Below are 15,670 nucleotides of genomic sequence, written 5' to 3'. Positions count from 1 at the left end.
GGCACTCCTATGCTGAAAAAAGGCTTTCCGATGGGCATTCTTAGAAAGAGACATCCAATTCATGGTATAATTCCTGGCGATATTCAAAGATTGAGAGGACATCATTATGAAGGAAAAAATAACAGAACAAAGCATCCGCTTATTTGACAAAAAAGGGTTCAGCGAGACATCAATCCAGGATATAGTCGATTCAATCGGAGTGACCAAAGGAACCTTCTATTATTATTTTTCAAGCAAGGAAGAACTGCTGATGGATATACACCTCCGTTATATAGATGATCTTCTGTCACAGCAGGAAAAAATCCTCAAAAACAGCAATGCCGATTGTAAAGGTAAATTGTATGATGTTGTCGCCATGCTGATCGGAAGCATCGAAAATCAGGGGGCAAGCGCCAAAGTGTTTTTCAGGGAAATCAGGAATCTGAGTGAAGAGAGGCTGGGCCAGATTATCCCGAAGAGGGACCGGTTCAGGACCAATATTGAAGCGCTGATAGCAGAAGGCATCAGGAACGGGGAGTTCAGGGAGGATCTTAATGCCTCAATCATTACATTCGGCATTCTGGGTGCCGCTAACTGGAGCTACCAGTGGTTCAGCCCGAACGGAAGCGTCCCGGATTATGAAGTGGCGCGCATATTCACGGATATGGTTTTGAACGGAATCACCAATTAAATCAGGAAAGGAAACTGACTCTTTCCTGCAAGCTGGATGGTATACCTGATAGTGATATTAAAAGGGGGAAATGCTGATGGCTTTGACAGTGAAAAATATTACCGTGGTTGGTGCAGGACAGATGGGCCACCAAATCGCCATGCTCTGTGCATTGGGAGGATTTGAAACCACCCTGCATGACATGCAGGAAAAAGCATTGGATCAGGCTCAGGAAAAGCTCCGCGGAATTATGGATAAATGGGCAGCCAAAGGGAAACTGCCATCAGAACAGATAGAGGCTGCATTCAGCAGGCTCCGCTGCACATCTGATTTTGGGGGAGCTGTAAAGTCTGCCGATTTTATCATTGAGGCGGTCGTTGAAAAGCTCGAGGTCAAGAGAGAAGTATTTTCAATGCTTGAGGAAATGGCGCCGCCGCATGCCATATTTGCGACGAACAGCTCAACCATTGTCAACAGCCTGCTGGCCGATGCGGCAGACAGGCCGGAAAAGACAGTCAATATGCATTTCTTCTTTCCGCCGCTTGTAATGGATTGCGTAGAGGTTGTCATGAGCAGCCGGACTTCTGAAGAAACGGCTGAGACAGCGATGGAAGTCTGCAACGCCATCAACCGTACTGCTGTCCTCCTGAAAAAAGAGATTTCCGGGTTTGTCGCCAACCGTATTCTTGGGGCCCTGCAGCGTGAAGCGGTCCAATTATATGAACAGGGCATTGCAGACTACAAGGATATTGACATCATCTGCAGAAAGGCGCTTAACCATCCGATCGGCCCCTTTGAGCTGATGGACTTGTCAGGAATTGATGTCGGCTATTATGTGATGGAGCAGCGGTATGCAGAAACGGGTGATCCGCTGGATAAGCCTGCTGCCTGTATTGAAGAAAAAGTAAAGGAAGGCCACCTGGGCAGAAAGACAGGAAAAGGCTGGTATGAGTATGGGAAAGAGGGAGCGGTGCGCTGATGGGAAATTATGTGCATATTCATCTTGAAAACAAAACTGCTGTACTGACAATCATGAATCCGCCGCTTAATGTGCTGAGCAAAAAGGTATTTCAGGAGCTGGGCGAAGCCTTTGAATCTCTTAGAACCAATGACGGGGTGGTGGCTGTCCTTCTCACTGGATCTGGAGACAAAGCATTTGTTGCAGGTGCTGACATTAAAGAATTTCCGGAGATGATGAGCAATCCCCGCATGATTGATGAGGTAATGTCTACGCATGAAGTGCTGAACAGCATAGATCAATTCCCGAAGCCTGTCATCGCTGTCCTGAATGGCCTTACGTTCGGCGGAGGATGCGAGCTAGCCCTTGCATGTGATATCAGGATCGCGGAGGAGCATGCTCAAATCGGCCTTCCGGAAATAAAGCTGGGCCTTTTTCCCGGCGGCGGAGGAACCCAGAGGCTGCCCCGGCTGATTGGTGAAGCAAAGGCCAAAGAACTGATGTATACTGGTGAGCCTGTTTCAGCGGAAGAGGCTGCAAGGATCGGCCTTGTCAATAAGGTCGCAGCTTCGGGGGAGGGCATGCAAAGTGCAAGAGAGCTTGCAGCCAAGATAGCCGGCCATTCACTGCAGGCGCTTTCCAGAATCAAGCAGGCAGTGGATGGAGGTCTCGACAGGACTTTAGAAGAAGGCGTAAAGCTTGAAGCCCGCCTGTTTGAAGAGGTGTTCCGCACGGAGGATATAAAAGAAGGAGTCAAGGCTTTCATCGAAAAAAGAAAAGCGGAGTTCAAGCACCGCTAAGGGAGGATGCCCCATGCAGGAAACGCAGGTCAAAGTCCGTTTTTGTGAAACTGATGCCCTTGGCCATGTGAATAACACAAGTTACTTCGTTTACTTGGAGGAAGCCAGGATAGAGTTCTTCGAATCGCTTGGCTACAGCATGGATACCAGGAAGTGGAGCTTCATCCTTGCTTCCACTAAATGCGATTTTCTGAATCAGGGCTATTTCAATCAAAAACTGGCCATCACAACTTATGTTTCTAAAATAGGAAATAAGAGCTTTCAGCTGGAGCATGAAATCCTTTGTGCGAAAACAAAAGAGCCTATAGCCAAAGGAAATGCTGTCATCGTATATTTTGACTTTGAAGCACAGCAGAGCAGCTCCTTGCCGGAGGACCTGAGGGAAGGGCTCAAAGGATATTTACACGAGAATAATAATTTGAAAATTTAAAAAAGGAGGCGCTGTACATGCCTGCCGGCAAAGACACAATAATGGTAAGAAAAGGAGAAGAGCTGGATTTGGACAGCCTTGTCAGATTCCTGGAGAGCAATGTGGACTTATTCCCGGGCGGGCCTCTTGAAGTCCTTCAATTTTCAGCCGGTCATTCCAATTTAACCTACCAGCTGAGGTCGGGGGATTGGGAAGCAGTCCTGAGACGTCCGCCCCTTGGCCCTGTGGCTGCCAAAGCCCATGATATGGAACGTGAATTCATCATACTGAAGGAACTGAACAGCATGTTCTCTCCAGCACCCAAGCCACTCATCTATACGGGGGACGACAGCATCATCGGAAGTCCATTCTTCCTGATGGAAAGAAAGAATGGGATTGTATTGGATACAGAGTTTCCCGGGCATATCACCCCTTCCGTGGAGCTTTGCCAGCATCTGTCACAAACCATGGTCGAAAAGCTGTCCGAGCTGCATTCTCTTCCTTACCGGGATACAGGCCTTGAAAAAATCAGCCGTCCTGAAGGGTTCATGGAGAGACAGGTCCAGGGATGGATCAGCCGTTTCGAGAAAGCGAAGACCGAGGAAATCAAAGAGGCAGCGGCGCTCATCAAATGGCTGTCGGCAAACATCCCTTCCGAGAGCGGCCATAGCATCATCCATTATGACTATAAGCTGAACAACAGCATGTTTGATCATAAACTGGAAGCTATGACAGGACTGTTCGACTGGGAAATGTCTACGGTTGGGGACCCGCTTGCGGACCTGGGGGCTGCCATGAGCTATTGGATTCAGGAGGACGACCCAGATCTGCTGAAATATGGTCTGGGCAAGCCGCCAGTAACTGCCTTGAAGGGCTTTTATTCCAGGAAGGAATTTATGGAAGCGTATGCAAAGCGAAGCGGAAGGGATATAAGCGGCATGAACTTCTACCTGACCTTCGCTTACTTTAAGCTTGCTGTCATCTGCCAGCAAATCTATTACCGCTATAAAAAAGGGCAGACAGCCGATAAGCGATTTTCCCAGTTTGACAGGTTTGTCAGAAGCCTTATCCAGCACAGCTCAAGTATTGCCTATGAAAAGGCATAACAGAAATGCAAGTCAGTATTTTACCGGGAGGCATCTATGGGCAAGATTCATCTGCTGCTGAAAAAAGAAGAAATCAATGAACAGAAACTGCGGGAAGGCAGCAAAATAGCTGTTGTGCTGGATATCCTGCTTGCAACCACAAGCATCACTTCGGCATTAAAGGACGGAGCGGCCCATGTCATCCCGGCAGAAAGCTGTGAAATAGCGAAAGTCCGATTTGACGAGGATGATTCCGGCGGGATGCTTCTTGCCGGGGAATCTGACGCACAACCTGTCGCAGGCTTTGTTTATCCAAGTCCGAAGGTTCTTAGGCGGCAGGTGAGCGGAAAGACGCTGATCCTTGCAACTACCAACGGGACAGTTGCCCTTGCAAAGGCAGATGCAGCAAAAAAGGTATATGCTTCGTCTCTATTAAATAACTTTGCAGTGGCGGAAGCGATCAGTGAAGAAGATGGGGATCCCACCATTGTCATCATCTGTGCAGGAAATTCAGGGGAATTCAGCCTTGAGGATTTCTATGGAGCAGGACATTTGATTGACTGCCTCCAAAAAACAGGCAGGAAGTCTTATGAGCTGACGGATGCAGCTCTGGCGGCATTGCTCTTCTTTCAGACAAAGCGGGACAATGCCGAGGAAGTCTTGGGAAATTCATATGTCGGCGGCCTTCTGGCCCGCCATGGCCACAGTGATGAACTTACCTTTGCGGCCGGCTTAGACAGTATTCATATTGTCCCAGTTTATAAGAATGGACTCATCTCGGCAGCAAAGGTGTAAATAGGAAGGCATTTTTTAAAAAAAAGGAGGAGTGAACAGCATGGCAAAAACAAAAAACATGGGCTCCGGGTTTCTGTTATCGGAGATAGATGAAGGCCAATTGTTTACACCAGAAGATTTTACTGAAGAACACAAAATGATCGGCACTTCAGCAAGGCAGTTCATTGAGCAGGAAGTGGCCCCTTTAAAGGAAGAAATCGAGAGCCAGGATTTCGGGCTGGTGAAGGAGCTGCTGAAGAAAGCCGGGGATCTCGGACTGCTGGCACACAGCATTCCTGAACAGTACGGCGGGCTTGGATTGGATAAGATCACTAAAGGTATTGTAGGTGAAAATATCGGAGCCTCAAGCGGCTATGGTGTGGCCCATTCCAACCATACTTGCATTGCCACCCTGCCGATCACCTATTTTGGAACCGAAGAGCAAAAAAATAAATATCTGCCTAAGATGGCGTCCGGAGAATATATCGGCGCCTATTGCCTGACAGAGCCGAATGCAGGATCTGACGCCCTTTCCTCCCAGACTGTGGCGCGCCTCAATGAAGCGGGGACGCATTATATTCTGAACGGGACGAAGCTTTATATCACTAATGCGGCTTTTTCAGATACCTTCATCGTTTATGCAAAGGTTGATGGAAAGGATTTTACTGCCTTTATCTTAGAAAAGGATTTTCCGGGCCTGGTTCTGGGGCCTGAAGAAAACAAAATGGGCATCAAAGGTTCATCAACCAGGTCTGTCATCTTGGAAGATTGCGAGGTGCCTGCTGAAAATATGCTCGGGGAGCAGGGGAAAGGCCATGTAATCGCCCTGAACGTCCTCAATTTGGGCCGCTTCAATCTAGGGTCGGCCTGCATGGGAGCTGCCAAATACAGTCTGAAGAAAGCAGCACAATATACACAGGAGCGGAGGCAGTTTGGACGAAAGATCGCTGACTTCCATGCGACAAAAGAAAAAGTGGGAAAAATGGCAGCGAGGATCTATGCTTCTGAATCTATGCAATACAGAACAGCAGGACTGCTTGAAGAGGCGCTGGGCGATGTATGGGACAGCCCTGATTCCCGCCTTGCAGGGAAGAGGATGAGCGAGTATGCCTCAGAATGTGCTGTCTGTAAGGTATTTGGATCGGAAACCCTTGATTATGCAGCAGACGAAACATTGCAGCTTTATGGGGGCGCCGGATTCATAAAAGAATATGGCATCGAACAAATATACAGGGACTCCAGAATTAACCGGATCTTTGAAGGCACAAATGAAATCAACCGGCTGCTCATTCCGGCAGGCTTGTTTAAGAAAGCTGCAAAGGGAGAAGTGGATTTCAGGGAGCTGACCGAAGAAGCGGCATCCGCCATCCTGCAGCCTGCATCTCTTAATGGAGTCCTGGCTATGGAGCGGGAGGCAGTCTCCCTGATGAGACATGCGTTTCTGCTTGCAGCAGGCCTGGCCCTGCAGGTTCACGGCCAGCAGATTTCGGAGGAACAGGAAACGCTGATGAAGCTTTCTGATATGGCGATATCCTTATATGCGGCCGAGTCGGCAGTCTACAGGACATATAAAAGCATCAATAAAGCCGGGGAAGAAGCATCCTTACAAAAAATTGACCTGGCCAGATCTTATCTGGAAGAGGCATTGTGGGAATGTGAGAAAGCCTTCAGGACCCTTTCTTCGGAACTGGCATTACGGGAAGATGTAAAAAAACTGGCCTCCGCTGTTGAAAAAGGATTCAGAAGAATAGAGCTGAATGGGGGAGGCTTCAGCCGGAACCGGAGAATTGCTGAAAGAATTTATCAAGCAACCCGCTATGTATGCTAGAAGCAGCAGAAAACTTGAGGAGCTTTGCAATGGGGACCGGCTGTGCATGCCGATTGAGGTTTTCTCATGTCCAAACCTTATATAACCGATTGGGGGAGAGAATATGGATAATCAGCACCTGCTTTCTGAAAAAAAAGCCAGTGTTCTGCTTTTAACGCTGAACAGACCGGACAGCCTGAATGCTTTCAGCAGTGAAATGATTACCGGCCTGACTAAAGCATTCCGCCAGGCTGATCAGGATGAGGATATTAAAGCAATTGTCTTATCCGGCGCAGGCAGATCTTTCTCTGCAGGCGGAGACGTAAAAACAATGGGGCAGGCAGGTCCGGCAGAAATCTATGAACATATCGGGAAACTCAATGAGTGCATTTTAAGCATAAAAGCCGCCAGCAAGCCTGTCATTGCTGCTGTTCATGGATTCGCAGCAGGAGCTGGCTTCAATCTCGCACTCGCATGTGATTTGATCATTGCTGCAGATGACAGCCGCTTTACGATGAGTTTTTCACAAGTGGGGCTTATTTCAGATGGAGGGGGATCATTTTTCCTGCCGCGGCTGATCGGGCCTCATCTTGCAAAGGAGTTTTTCTTTACGGCTGAAGCGATACCTGCGGACAGGCTGCTGCAGATGGGGATTGTCAGCAGAATTGTACCTGGCACGGAGCTGAGAGAAGAAGCGTTGGCTGTGGCAGAAAAGCTGGCATCAGGACCCGTCAAAGCATATGGGATGATGAAGAAGCTGATTGATGGCGCCCATGCCTCTACACTTGAGGGGGTATTGGACCAAGAACGCCTTATCCAGACGATGATGGCCGGAACAGAAGATCATTTAGAGGGAATTGCAGCATTCAAAGAAAAACGGAAGCCGCAATTCCAGGGAAAGTGAGGGGAACTTATATGAAGGCAATTCAGTTAAAGGAATATGGAGGACCTGATGTCCTGAAGCTTGTTGAAATGGACGTTCCAGAGCCAAGAGGACATGAGGTGCTGATTCAAATCCGCTCGATTGGCGTTAACTATGCCGATACAGCAAGGAGAGAGGGCCAGTATGTAGTAAAAACCCCCCTCCCCTTCATTCCTGGTGCGGAAGTGGCTGGAGTGGTTAAGGCAGTTGGAGAAAAGGCGGATATAGTGCCGGGCACCAGGGTAGTGGCACTGATAGAATCCGGCGGATATTCGGAATTTGCCATTGCCGACAGCAGGGGGCTCATTCCCATTCCGGAAGGACTTGACTTCCATGAGGCAGCGGCACTGCCCCTCCAGGGACTGAGCGCTTATCACATTTTAAAGACAATGGGGAGGCTTCAAAAAGGAGAAAATGTTCTTGTCCATGCAGCTGCTGGAGGTGTGGGAACACTGGCAGTCCAGCTTGCCAGGATATTTGGCGCTGGAAAGATTATCGCGACAGCCAGCTCAGAGCAAAAACTCAGACTGGCCGGGGATATGGGGGCTGACGTTCTGGTGGACTATACAGAAAGCGGATGGGAGGAGAAAGTAAGGGAAGCAACAGAGGGCAAGGGGGCCGATCTGGCACTTGAAATGGCCGGGGGAGAGGTTTTCGCTAAAACCATGAAGTGTCTCGCACCGTTTGGAAGGGTTGTCGTCTATGGCGTGGCAAGCGGAGAGCAATACAGAATGTACCCATCCTCACTGATGGCACGGAACCAGTCTGTGATTGGATTCTTCCTCCCGCAAATCATGAAAATGCCGGAGCTTCTTCATACAAGCATGAAGGAACTGCTCGGCTACCTGGCAGAAGGTAAATTGAAGCTGACGGTCGGCGGAATTTATCCCCTGGAGGAAGCTCCATTTGTTCATGAACAGATGCAGGGGAGGAAAACGAGCGGCAAACTGATTTTAACGCCTTAAAACCGGCTGAAGGCAAATTTTTAGGCTTTTCTTCTTATTCATTTCACCTTTTCAGCCCTCCTTCATACTATATAAAGTAGTTTAAGAAGGAGGCTTGAATTCAGCATGGATAATGGATTCTTTAAAAATATCGAGAAGAAAACAGGCGTTAATATGAAAGATATTCTGGAGCTGGCGAATTCTTTGCAGAATGCAAATTTCAAGGATGAAAAAACTGTCCGCAGCGTAATCCGCAGGGTATCCCAAATTGCCAACAAGCCGGTCCCAAAAGCAACAGAAGATAAAATTGTACAATCCATCGTCGCGGACGGCAAACAGCTGGATTTCAATACAATCAGCCAGATGATCAATAAAAAATAATCTGCAGAAAAGGACTTGGAGCGTGCCAAGTCCTTCTTTGCCTTCTTATGCCATTTTAGCTCCTTACCGGCTCAAGAAACCTGGAAGGCCTCGCCTTTTTGCCCCGCCTTTTCTGCGGGACAGATATGAACAGCTCCTCCTGTGCCCGTGTAACCGCTACATATAATAGCCTTCTTTCCTCTTCCATCGGGTCAGGGTCCCCATTCCTGTAAGCTTCAAGGGCGAAGTCATGGGGGATGCTCCCGTCAACAGCCCCGATAATATAAACAGTCTTATATTCAAGGCCTTTTGAGCGGTGAATCGTACTGAGTGTTATGCTATTGTCCCTTATATTGCCGGGCTTTTTCATTTCTTTATTCATGGCGCGCATATGCTCGGCATGCTCAAGAAATTCTGCTATGCTCTCAAAATTGTGGGCAGCAACCTTTAAATCGCGAATATCATCTGAGCCTTTTTCCATACTGGAGCCTTCCAGCCCGCGTTTTTTAAGAAAGTCATTGAATCCGAGTTCTTTTTCTATCATATCAATGGCAGCTGCAGGACTCTTCGACTTGATGGAACGAATCGATGGGACAGCCCTTGCCAGCTTTTTCTCCTGAAAAGCAAATCCTGTTTTCACATCAGCAAGGCACTCGAGAAGAGTCCTGTCGGTCAGTATGCTTTCTGCTTTCAAGTCCTGCAGTACAGATTGCTTCAGGAAGAGTGCAGGGAGGATATTTTTGATGGATTCCTGGCTATCCTCATCAAGAGCCAATTTTAAGAAAGCCAGGAGGGTCCTCACTAAATAACGATCGTAAAATGATTCAGCATCCTGGTCAATCCTGAATGGCAGGCTGGAATTGGCCAGCCTTTCAAAAATGGCCCTCATCCCTGCGTGGGTCCTGAATAATACCGCAAATTCCCCTGGACTTCCGCCCTGGGAAATCTTCTCCTGGATATCGGTCACGATCATCGTCGCTTCTTCTTCCTCATCAAGCGGGAAAAAGAGTAGAGGCTTCCTTGCTTTTGAATACTGGGCTTTCATCTTTTTGTCGCGCCGCTGCTTGTTTTTGACAATGATGCTGTTGGCCGCAGACACGATTTCATGTGCGGAACGGTAGTTCTGATCAAGCACAACGATGCTGGCAGCCGGGAAATCTTTATCAAATTCGAGCAGATACCGAGGGTCGCTTCCCCGGAACGCATAAATAGACTGATCATCATCTCCGACTGCACAAAAATTATTACTTTTTGCGGAAAGCATCTTAATCAGCTCATACTGGACTTTATTGATATCCTGGAATTCATCAATAAGGAAATAGTGAAAGCGGTTTTGATAAGACTCCAGAATATGGGGATGCTCCTGGAAAAGACGGTAACAGCCAAGAAGCATATCATCAAAATCGAAGAGCCTGTGAATCTCTTTATATTCTTCATAGAGCCTGTATAATTCTGTAACCGTTTTGTCCCAATCAGTTGCAGGTTTTGTGTCCTGTGGAAGAATAAGAGAGTTCTTCCAGAAACCGATTTTCTGCAGAGCCAGATCGAAAGCAAAGTCCTTTTCATCGATTTTCAGCTCTTTTGCAGCCCCTTTTAAAATCTGCTCCCGCTGCCATTCTTTTTTTAGCAGCTTTTGAGAGTTCCATCCTTCTCTGTCATGAAAGGAGAGGATGCGGTAAAAAATACTGTGGAAGGTGCCGGCAAGGAGCTGCTGTGCCTGGGCAGACTTTATGCCTGGATAGTCAATCAGCCTTCTTTTCATTTCAGCAGCAGCTTTAGCTGTGAAAGTAACCAGCATGATGGATTTTGGGTCTATTCTCAGCTCTTGGAGCATATAAGCAGTACGGGTGGTTAAAACCCTCGTCTTTCCGCTGCCTGCCCCGGCCAGAACAAGCAGGGGTCCGTCGATATGAGATACAGCAGCAGATTGTGCAGCATCCAGTTGGAATCCATTGTCTGCGAGATCCTTCAGGTATCCGCTGGCAGCTTTGTTTTTAAGAGGCATAGACTGGAAAGGGGCACCTGTTTTTACAAATGAAGCTTCCTGGAACACAGGAGGAGGCATTGTCTCAGCAGTGATCGTCCTCGATTTAGGCAGCCTGAACCCGCCGGCGGAGATTTCCGCTTCAACCGGCTCTTTTTTCACCTCGTTCAATGTCTCCTCTGCATCCTGGCATTCAGCATTGGAGTGAAGATGGTAGAAGTGGGGGGAAGCCTGTATCCCCAAGTACATCCTCACCCGCTCTCCGCAGGCAGGACAGAAAAGATTGCCCTTCTTTCCTTCATCATAGATTTTTTGGAATTCTTCGCGGCTGTAGTTATCTATATTAATAGTCTGTTGCCGGTAAACAGCAGTTTTCATGAAAAGTCATCCCCGTTTTTCTAGTTCATCTATTATGTATTGAATACCCATAAACCTGGGTTTCCACCTGGAAAAAATAAATATTTTATACCCGTAAACATGCCGAAGCCGGCGAAGTCTATCATAACAAAACAAGTGATTTAAAAAAAGGAGTTTCCTCAGTTTATCACGCGGGCCAAGGGGTATAGGAAGGAAAATATACATTTTCGGCAAAGTCTGGAAAAGACCTTGAAATGGAGGAATGGACAATGGGGTATATCGTGCCTTTCAATCATTATCAATACAATCAGTATGCTGTGAGGGACTTGGATAAAAAGCAGGACCCGTTCCGGCTTTATCCAGTTTCAAGGGTGAACAGAGTGGAAAATGACACACAATGGTTCCAGCCGGAGCAGCTGTTTCAATTTTCGCGTCCTGCTGAGACCCGATACTCGGAGGAAAAGCCGGCGAGGAAGGTAAATGAACGGACTGTTGAAAGAGTGTACGGGGACATGACAGGTAAAGGGACACTATTCAGCGAATCAATTTAAGGGACGTAAAGAAAGGGAGAGCCTAGAAGGTCTGCACATGCAGGGGCTCTCCCTTTTTCCATTCAGCGTAAAGCACATCTTTGACCGTTTTAGCTCCCCATCCCTTCAGTTCGGTTTGAAGCCTGCTTTCATCCCAATGGATCATATGCAGATTATCGGTGACAATTTCACCGTCAAGCACCAGGGTGACTGGAAGCTCTTCCGGCTGCAGCTGGATTTTGAAATCCTTGGCTGCAGGGGAGCTGTATTCCGGTTTCTTAAGCACGCTTACTGTCCCATCTGTTTCAAGTATCGCATACTCGCATTCGCGTATTGAAAAAATATCCTTGGACCTCAATAGATGCTGCAGCTGATTGATGTCAAGGTGATTCTTCTTTAAAGAGTCGTATACAATCTTCCCCTTTTTAATGACGATCGATGGTTCTCCCTCTAAAAAACGGCGCATTCTTTTATATCTCTGTGTCAAATACTCAGTGAAATAAATCAATACTCCCCATAAGAAGACGGCAAACAGGATTTGCCCCAGGCCGATCTCCTTATCAAATAATGCATTTCCCACCAGTTCTCCCAAAACAAGGGCTGAAACAAAGTCAAAGGTTGTGATTTGGGTGATCTGTGTTTTGCCCAGGAACTTAGTGATTAAAAAAAGGGCGGCAAAACCCACAACCAGCTCTGCGAAAATATGCAGATATTCCATGGCTATAACTCCTTTTCGTCCTTATTATTTTCATAGTATGTACGGACATGGAGGAAATTATTGACTGGGAAGAGTATTTTTCAATAGGAAAGGCGCCCTGAAATAAGGGCGCCCGGGTTTTTATAAGTACTTTTTCATTGTGCGGTGAGGGATGCCAGCATCCGTAAATTCCTCAGAGACCACTTCATAGCCCAGTTTGCTGTAAAAAGGGATGGCCTGTGTCTGGGCATTCAGCTTAACAGCAGGAAGTTCCTGCTCTCTGGCAAGCTCTTCGATTTTATCCATGACAGCCTTGCCAGCCCCAATTTTGCGGGAATCTTTGAGGACGCAAATCCTTTCAGCCTTCCCGACCCCATCTACGACTCTGTACCTTCCGGCTGCTGCCGGGAGGTGGCTGTCATCGTAGAGAATGATATGGACGGCTTCCTTTTCGAACTCATCATACTCTTCTTCTTCTGGGACCTGCTGTTCGTCTATAAAGACGATTCGCCTGATATTATATACATCTTCAATCTCTTGCTGTTCAACTGCTTTTTTTACGATCACGATTTAAAATTCCTTTCCAAAACGAAATGTTTCATATACTGTCCAAGAACCGTTTTCCAGCTGATAGAGCAGATGGAAGCGGTCGATTGTTTCCTCATAGTTGACACGCTCCATGCGGAGTGAGCCGAAGACATCGGAATGCTCGTCATCCGAGAGCTTTTGCCCGACTGTAATATGGGGAACAAATGCATATTCCTGATTTTCGCCCCCGGGAAATATTTGATTGATTTCCGTGTGGAGTGCATCCAGGTAATCATCTGGTTCAACCTTAAGGTAAATCACGTTGTTGACCGGTTGAAAAGAGCTGAACTTATTGACCTTCATATTAAAAGGCCTAGCATTCTCAGCTGCTTTATGAAGCTTTTCGGAAAGCGATTCAGCCTGCTCATCAGTTGCCTCAAAAGCACCTTTCAGTGTCAAGTGCGGGGGAATAAGAGCATAATGCGGATCATAGCGCTTCCGATAGGAATTGGCCAGATCTTGAAGTTTCTTTGCAGGAAATATAACTATTCCATATTTCATCCTGAATACCTCCATTGATAAAAATGATAAGCACATATATAAGATTTGTTTATCTATTATAACAAATTTTCCGACTTCAATGATATAACAGGTGCTTTTTTAAGGCCGATTGTTTTTGAAAATCAATAAAATGTCTTAGGATTGAAGGCTGAGGACGCCTTTTTTGCTAATGCGTCTTGTGCTTGAGGGCGTTGCCGCAGGACGCGGCGTACTTAGTCCACGTTCCTCGATAGAACAGTCGCCTCCGCTTTTCTTAAAGCATGTGCTTCAAAGCTCTTTTAAAGTCCGGCTGCCAGTATTTCCAGGTATGATTGCCTTCGAATTCGTCGTAGAAGTATTGAAAACCTCTCTCAGATAATATGGATGAGAGACTTCTATTTGGTGTAAGGAAGTCTTCTATTTCTCCTTTAGTCGTTTTTACTTCTGTCTCTTGCGTGCCGATTACATGATAGATATTCAGCAGGCCGGGGGTTGGAAAGCTCCGGGCAGCTTTAAGGATGCTTTCGTCCACATAAGGAGATTGAAGGATTGTTTTCCCGAATGTATGCGGATATTCCAGCGAAGCCAGGAGCGAGACTGAAGCGCCAAGTGAGTCTCCGGCCAAAATGCGGCCCTGCCCCATTTGATAAGTAGGGAATTCTGCATCAAGGTAAGGCACGAGCTCATGTGCCAGGAATCGTATGTACGCCCTGTGTTTATCTCCCTCCGGATGATATTTGCTTCTGCGGTCATGCACATTTTTATAAGGGATGCCCACAATGATAACGTTTTCTATTTCTCTTTTGTGAAGGAGCTCGTCCGCTGCCCGTCCTGCCCGTCCCATTTGGAAATAATCCTTTCCATCCTGGGCAATGAGAAGGGAATATTTATAAAGAGGAGAATAAGAGGGAGGAAGATAGATAAGTATATCCAGCTCTTCTCCCAGCTCCCTGCTCTGAAAAGAGATTTCTTTTATCGTTCCTTTTTGAATTTCCATTCCAGACCTCCATTAACAGCTTTGTAAGCCTTTTAAAAGGAATTCTAACATAAGAATTTAAGAATTGCCCAATCTGTGCACCTTATTGGTTCAGCCTATTGCAGTAATATGTTATTATTGGATAATAAATCCAATTTTAATCCGTGAATATTAATAACTCTTCAACATTGAAGGCAAAGACAGTTTTCCTTGCCGGCATAACCGCCCCGCTATTGGTTTTAGGACCGACCAGGGGATGGTAATTGACAATTGTGCAAAAGTTTATGTTAAAATAAACTTGAGAAATTCTAAATAAAAACAGAGGGGGAAATTCTATGAAAAGAAAAAGTTTTCTACTTTCAGCAGCATTGCTGCTGGCGCTTTCTATGATTCTTGCTGCCTGCGGCGGCAATTCAGATGAAGGCGGTTCAGACAATGGAGGGGAAGGCGGATCAGAAAAGCCTAAATTCCTCAGCATCGTTACCGGTGGAACCGGCGGTACATACTTCCCGCTTGGAGGCGCATTTGCGGATATCATTTCCGATGAAACCGGCATCCAGGCCAATGCTGAAACATCAGGCGCTTCTGCCGAGAACATGAATACGCTTAAGGATGGAAATGCTGAAATTGCTTTTTCACAAACTGATATTGCCTCATATGCAAAAGATGGAAAGCTGATGTTTGAAGGTTCTGCTGTTGACAATGTCAGCGCTATCGGAACGCTTTATCCTGAAACGATTCAAATCGTCACTACAGCTAAATCCGGCATCAAATCTGTTGAGGATTTGAAAGGCAAGAAGGTTTCTGTCGGTGCTCCAGGTTCAGGCACGAACCCGAATGCAGAACAGATCCTTGAAGTGCATGGGATGACATTTGATGACATCGACAAGCAGGATCTTTCTTTTGACGAGTCTACTGCAGGTATCCAGGATGGAACTATCGATGCGGCTTTCGTAACTGCCGGAACTCCTACTGGTGCTGTTGAAGGTCTTTCAGCAACTGAAGAAGTTGTCATTGTTCCTATCGAACAAGACAAAATTGATGCTCTGATTGAGAAGTACCCTTATTATATCCAGGATGAAGTCCCATCTGGAACTTACGGACTCTCTGATGCAGTAGCAACTGTTGCTGTACAGGCGATGCTTGTCGTGGCAAATGACCTGTCTGAAGATACGGTTTACGACATTACTAAGGCTATCTTTGAAAACACAGACAAGATCACACACGCAAAAGGCAAATTGATTACAGCTGAAAGTGCTCTTAATGGGGTAGGCATCGATGTGCACCCGGGAGCTCAGAAGTATTTTGACGAAAAAGGCGTAAAAGCCGAATAGTCTGCTGATTTTTCTA

General features: G+C 46.8%; 17 protein-coding genes. 12 read left to right on the top strand and 5 right to left on the bottom strand.

Annotated features, from left to right (window positions below; genetic code table 11):
- The first annotated feature begins 106 nt into the window (after positions 1-106).
- From CYJ37_RS17465 to CYJ37_RS17420, 10 genes are all read left to right on the top strand, one after another.
- Entirely contained in the window at positions 107-670 is a 564-nt protein-coding gene (locus CYJ37_RS17465) for a TetR/AcrR family transcriptional regulator (protein WP_101550845.1), read from the top strand.
- Positions 671-740: 70 nt separating this feature from the next.
- Positions 741-1,628, top strand: coding sequence for a 3-hydroxyacyl-CoA dehydrogenase family protein (locus CYJ37_RS17460; RefSeq protein ID WP_101550843.1), 888 nt, complete (start codon positions 741-743; stop codon positions 1,626-1,628).
- The gene (locus tag CYJ37_RS17455) at positions 1,628-2,407 is read left to right on the top strand and encodes an enoyl-CoA hydratase (protein ID WP_009794142.1); all 780 of its coding nucleotides are present in this window, start codon (positions 1,628-1,630) and stop codon (positions 2,405-2,407) included. Before CYJ37_RS17460 ends, CYJ37_RS17455 begins: the two co-directional genes overlap by 1 nt.
- Positions 2,408-2,420: 13 nt before the next feature.
- Positions 2,421-2,837, top strand: a complete 417-nt coding sequence (locus CYJ37_RS17450; protein ID WP_101550841.1) for an acyl-CoA thioesterase — start codon at positions 2,421-2,423, stop codon at positions 2,835-2,837.
- Positions 2,838-2,854: 17 nt separating this feature from the next.
- A complete protein-coding gene (locus tag CYJ37_RS17445) occupies positions 2,855-3,922 on the top strand; it encodes a phosphotransferase family protein (RefSeq protein WP_101550839.1) in 1,068 nt (355 codons plus the stop codon).
- Between the two features lie 36 nt (positions 3,923-3,958).
- Complete coding sequence (locus CYJ37_RS17440) at positions 3,959-4,696, top strand: 2-phosphosulfolactate phosphatase (RefSeq protein WP_101550837.1); 738 nt, start codon at positions 3,959-3,961, stop codon at positions 4,694-4,696.
- Between the two features lie 40 nt (positions 4,697-4,736).
- On the top strand, positions 4,737-6,503 hold the full coding sequence (locus CYJ37_RS17435; protein ID WP_094768221.1) for an acyl-CoA dehydrogenase family protein: 1,767 nt from the start codon (positions 4,737-4,739) through the stop codon (positions 6,501-6,503).
- 103 nt (positions 6,504-6,606) lie between these two features.
- Positions 6,607-7,386: an enoyl-CoA hydratase/isomerase family protein gene (locus CYJ37_RS17430; RefSeq protein ID WP_101550835.1), complete on the top strand. Its 780-nt coding sequence runs from the start codon at positions 6,607-6,609 to the stop codon at positions 7,384-7,386.
- 11 nt (positions 7,387-7,397) lie between these two features.
- Positions 7,398-8,369, top strand: a complete 972-nt coding sequence (locus tag CYJ37_RS17425) for a quinone oxidoreductase family protein (protein ID WP_009794148.1) — start codon at positions 7,398-7,400, stop codon at positions 8,367-8,369.
- Between the two features lie 105 nt (positions 8,370-8,474).
- Positions 8,475-8,729 carry a stage VI sporulation protein F gene (locus CYJ37_RS17420; protein ID WP_009794149.1) on the top strand — a complete coding sequence of 85 codons (255 nt, stop codon included), beginning with the start codon at positions 8,475-8,477 and terminating at the stop codon, positions 8,727-8,729.
- Positions 8,730-8,784: 55 nt separating this feature from the next.
- Here the strand turns inward: CYJ37_RS17420 and CYJ37_RS17415 are convergent, their stop codons facing one another.
- Complete coding sequence (locus tag CYJ37_RS17415) at positions 8,785-11,070, bottom strand: UvrD-helicase domain-containing protein (protein WP_101550833.1); 2,286 nt, start codon at positions 11,068-11,070, stop codon at positions 8,785-8,787.
- Between the two features lie 248 nt (positions 11,071-11,318).
- Between CYJ37_RS17415 and CYJ37_RS17410 the strand changes: the two genes are divergently transcribed.
- The gene (locus CYJ37_RS17410) at positions 11,319-11,600 is read left to right on the top strand and encodes a hypothetical protein (protein WP_022543618.1); all 282 of its coding nucleotides are present in this window, start codon (positions 11,319-11,321) and stop codon (positions 11,598-11,600) included.
- Positions 11,601-11,622: 22 nt separating this feature from the next.
- On the opposite strand, the gene CYJ37_RS17405 is transcribed toward CYJ37_RS17410, so the two are convergent.
- The 4 genes from CYJ37_RS17405 to CYJ37_RS17390 all read right to left on the bottom strand — a co-directional run bounded on the left by CYJ37_RS17405 (position 11,623) and on the right by CYJ37_RS17390 (position 14,341).
- On the bottom strand, positions 11,623-12,297 hold the full coding sequence (locus CYJ37_RS17405; protein WP_009794152.1) for a DUF421 domain-containing protein: 675 nt from the start codon (positions 12,295-12,297) through the stop codon (positions 11,623-11,625).
- A gap of 120 nt (positions 12,298-12,417) precedes the next feature.
- Positions 12,418-12,843, bottom strand: coding sequence for a GNAT family N-acetyltransferase (locus tag CYJ37_RS17400; protein WP_101550831.1), 426 nt, complete (start codon positions 12,841-12,843; stop codon positions 12,418-12,420).
- Positions 12,844-12,846: 3 nt separating this feature from the next.
- Positions 12,847-13,365, bottom strand: a complete 519-nt coding sequence (locus CYJ37_RS17395) for a YjcG family protein (protein WP_022543619.1) — start codon at positions 13,363-13,365, stop codon at positions 12,847-12,849.
- 253 nt (positions 13,366-13,618) lie between these two features.
- Positions 13,619-14,341 carry an alpha/beta hydrolase gene (locus CYJ37_RS17390; RefSeq protein ID WP_094768213.1) on the bottom strand — a complete coding sequence of 241 codons (723 nt, stop codon included), beginning with the start codon at positions 14,339-14,341 and terminating at the stop codon, positions 13,619-13,621.
- A gap of 314 nt (positions 14,342-14,655) precedes the next feature.
- Between CYJ37_RS17390 and CYJ37_RS17385 the strand changes: the two genes are divergently transcribed.
- On the top strand, positions 14,656-15,654 hold the full coding sequence (locus tag CYJ37_RS17385) for a TAXI family TRAP transporter solute-binding subunit (RefSeq protein WP_009794156.1): 999 nt from the start codon (positions 14,656-14,658) through the stop codon (positions 15,652-15,654).
- Positions 15,655-15,670: the final 16 nt, after the last annotated feature.

Origin of the sequence: Bacillus sp. UMB0728, assembly GCF_002858875.1 — a bacterium.
GTDB lineage: Bacteria > Bacillota > Bacilli > Bacillales > Cytobacillaceae > Bacillus_AB > Bacillus_AB infantis.
The sequence above is the reverse complement of the archived record's forward strand: the minus strand, read 5'-3'. Positions and strand labels throughout refer to the sequence as shown.

Bases quoted from the DNA above. Each gene is read 5' to 3' on its own strand.
- CYJ37_RS17420 (WP_009794149.1), top strand. From the start codon at position 8,475: ATGGATAATGGATTCTTTAAAAATATCGAGAAGAAAACAGGCGTTAAT.
- CYJ37_RS17425 (WP_009794148.1), top strand. From the start codon at position 7,398: ATGAAGGCAATTCAGTTAAAGGAATATGGAGGACCTGATGTCCTGAAG.
- CYJ37_RS17415 (WP_101550833.1), bottom strand. From the start codon at position 11,070: ATGAAAACTGCTGTTTACCGGCAACAGACTATTAATATAGATAACTAC.
- CYJ37_RS17390 (WP_094768213.1), bottom strand. From the start codon at position 14,341: ATGGAAATTCAAAAAGGAACGATAAAAGAAATCTCTTTTCAGAGCAGG.
- CYJ37_RS17455 (WP_009794142.1), top strand. From the start codon at position 1,628: ATGGGAAATTATGTGCATATTCATCTTGAAAACAAAACTGCTGTACTG.
- CYJ37_RS17450 (WP_101550841.1), top strand. From the start codon at position 2,421: ATGCAGGAAACGCAGGTCAAAGTCCGTTTTTGTGAAACTGATGCCCTT.
- CYJ37_RS17395 (WP_022543619.1), bottom strand. From the start codon at position 13,365: ATGAAATATGGAATAGTTATATTTCCTGCAAAGAAACTTCAAGATCTG.
- CYJ37_RS17430 (WP_101550835.1), top strand. From the start codon at position 6,607: ATGGATAATCAGCACCTGCTTTCTGAAAAAAAAGCCAGTGTTCTGCTT.
- CYJ37_RS17435 (WP_094768221.1), top strand. From the start codon at position 4,737: ATGGCAAAAACAAAAAACATGGGCTCCGGGTTTCTGTTATCGGAGATA.
- CYJ37_RS17445 (WP_101550839.1), top strand. From the start codon at position 2,855: ATGCCTGCCGGCAAAGACACAATAATGGTAAGAAAAGGAGAAGAGCTG.
- CYJ37_RS17440 (WP_101550837.1), top strand. From the start codon at position 3,959: ATGGGCAAGATTCATCTGCTGCTGAAAAAAGAAGAAATCAATGAACAG.
- CYJ37_RS17405 (WP_009794152.1), bottom strand. From the start codon at position 12,297: ATGGAATATCTGCATATTTTCGCAGAGCTGGTTGTGGGTTTTGCCGCC.
- CYJ37_RS17465 (WP_101550845.1), top strand. From the start codon at position 107: ATGAAGGAAAAAATAACAGAACAAAGCATCCGCTTATTTGACAAAAAA.
- CYJ37_RS17460 (WP_101550843.1), top strand. From the start codon at position 741: ATGCTGATGGCTTTGACAGTGAAAAATATTACCGTGGTTGGTGCAGGA.
- CYJ37_RS17385 (WP_009794156.1), top strand. From the start codon at position 14,656: ATGAAAAGAAAAAGTTTTCTACTTTCAGCAGCATTGCTGCTGGCGCTT.
- CYJ37_RS17410 (WP_022543618.1), top strand. From the start codon at position 11,319: ATGGGGTATATCGTGCCTTTCAATCATTATCAATACAATCAGTATGCT.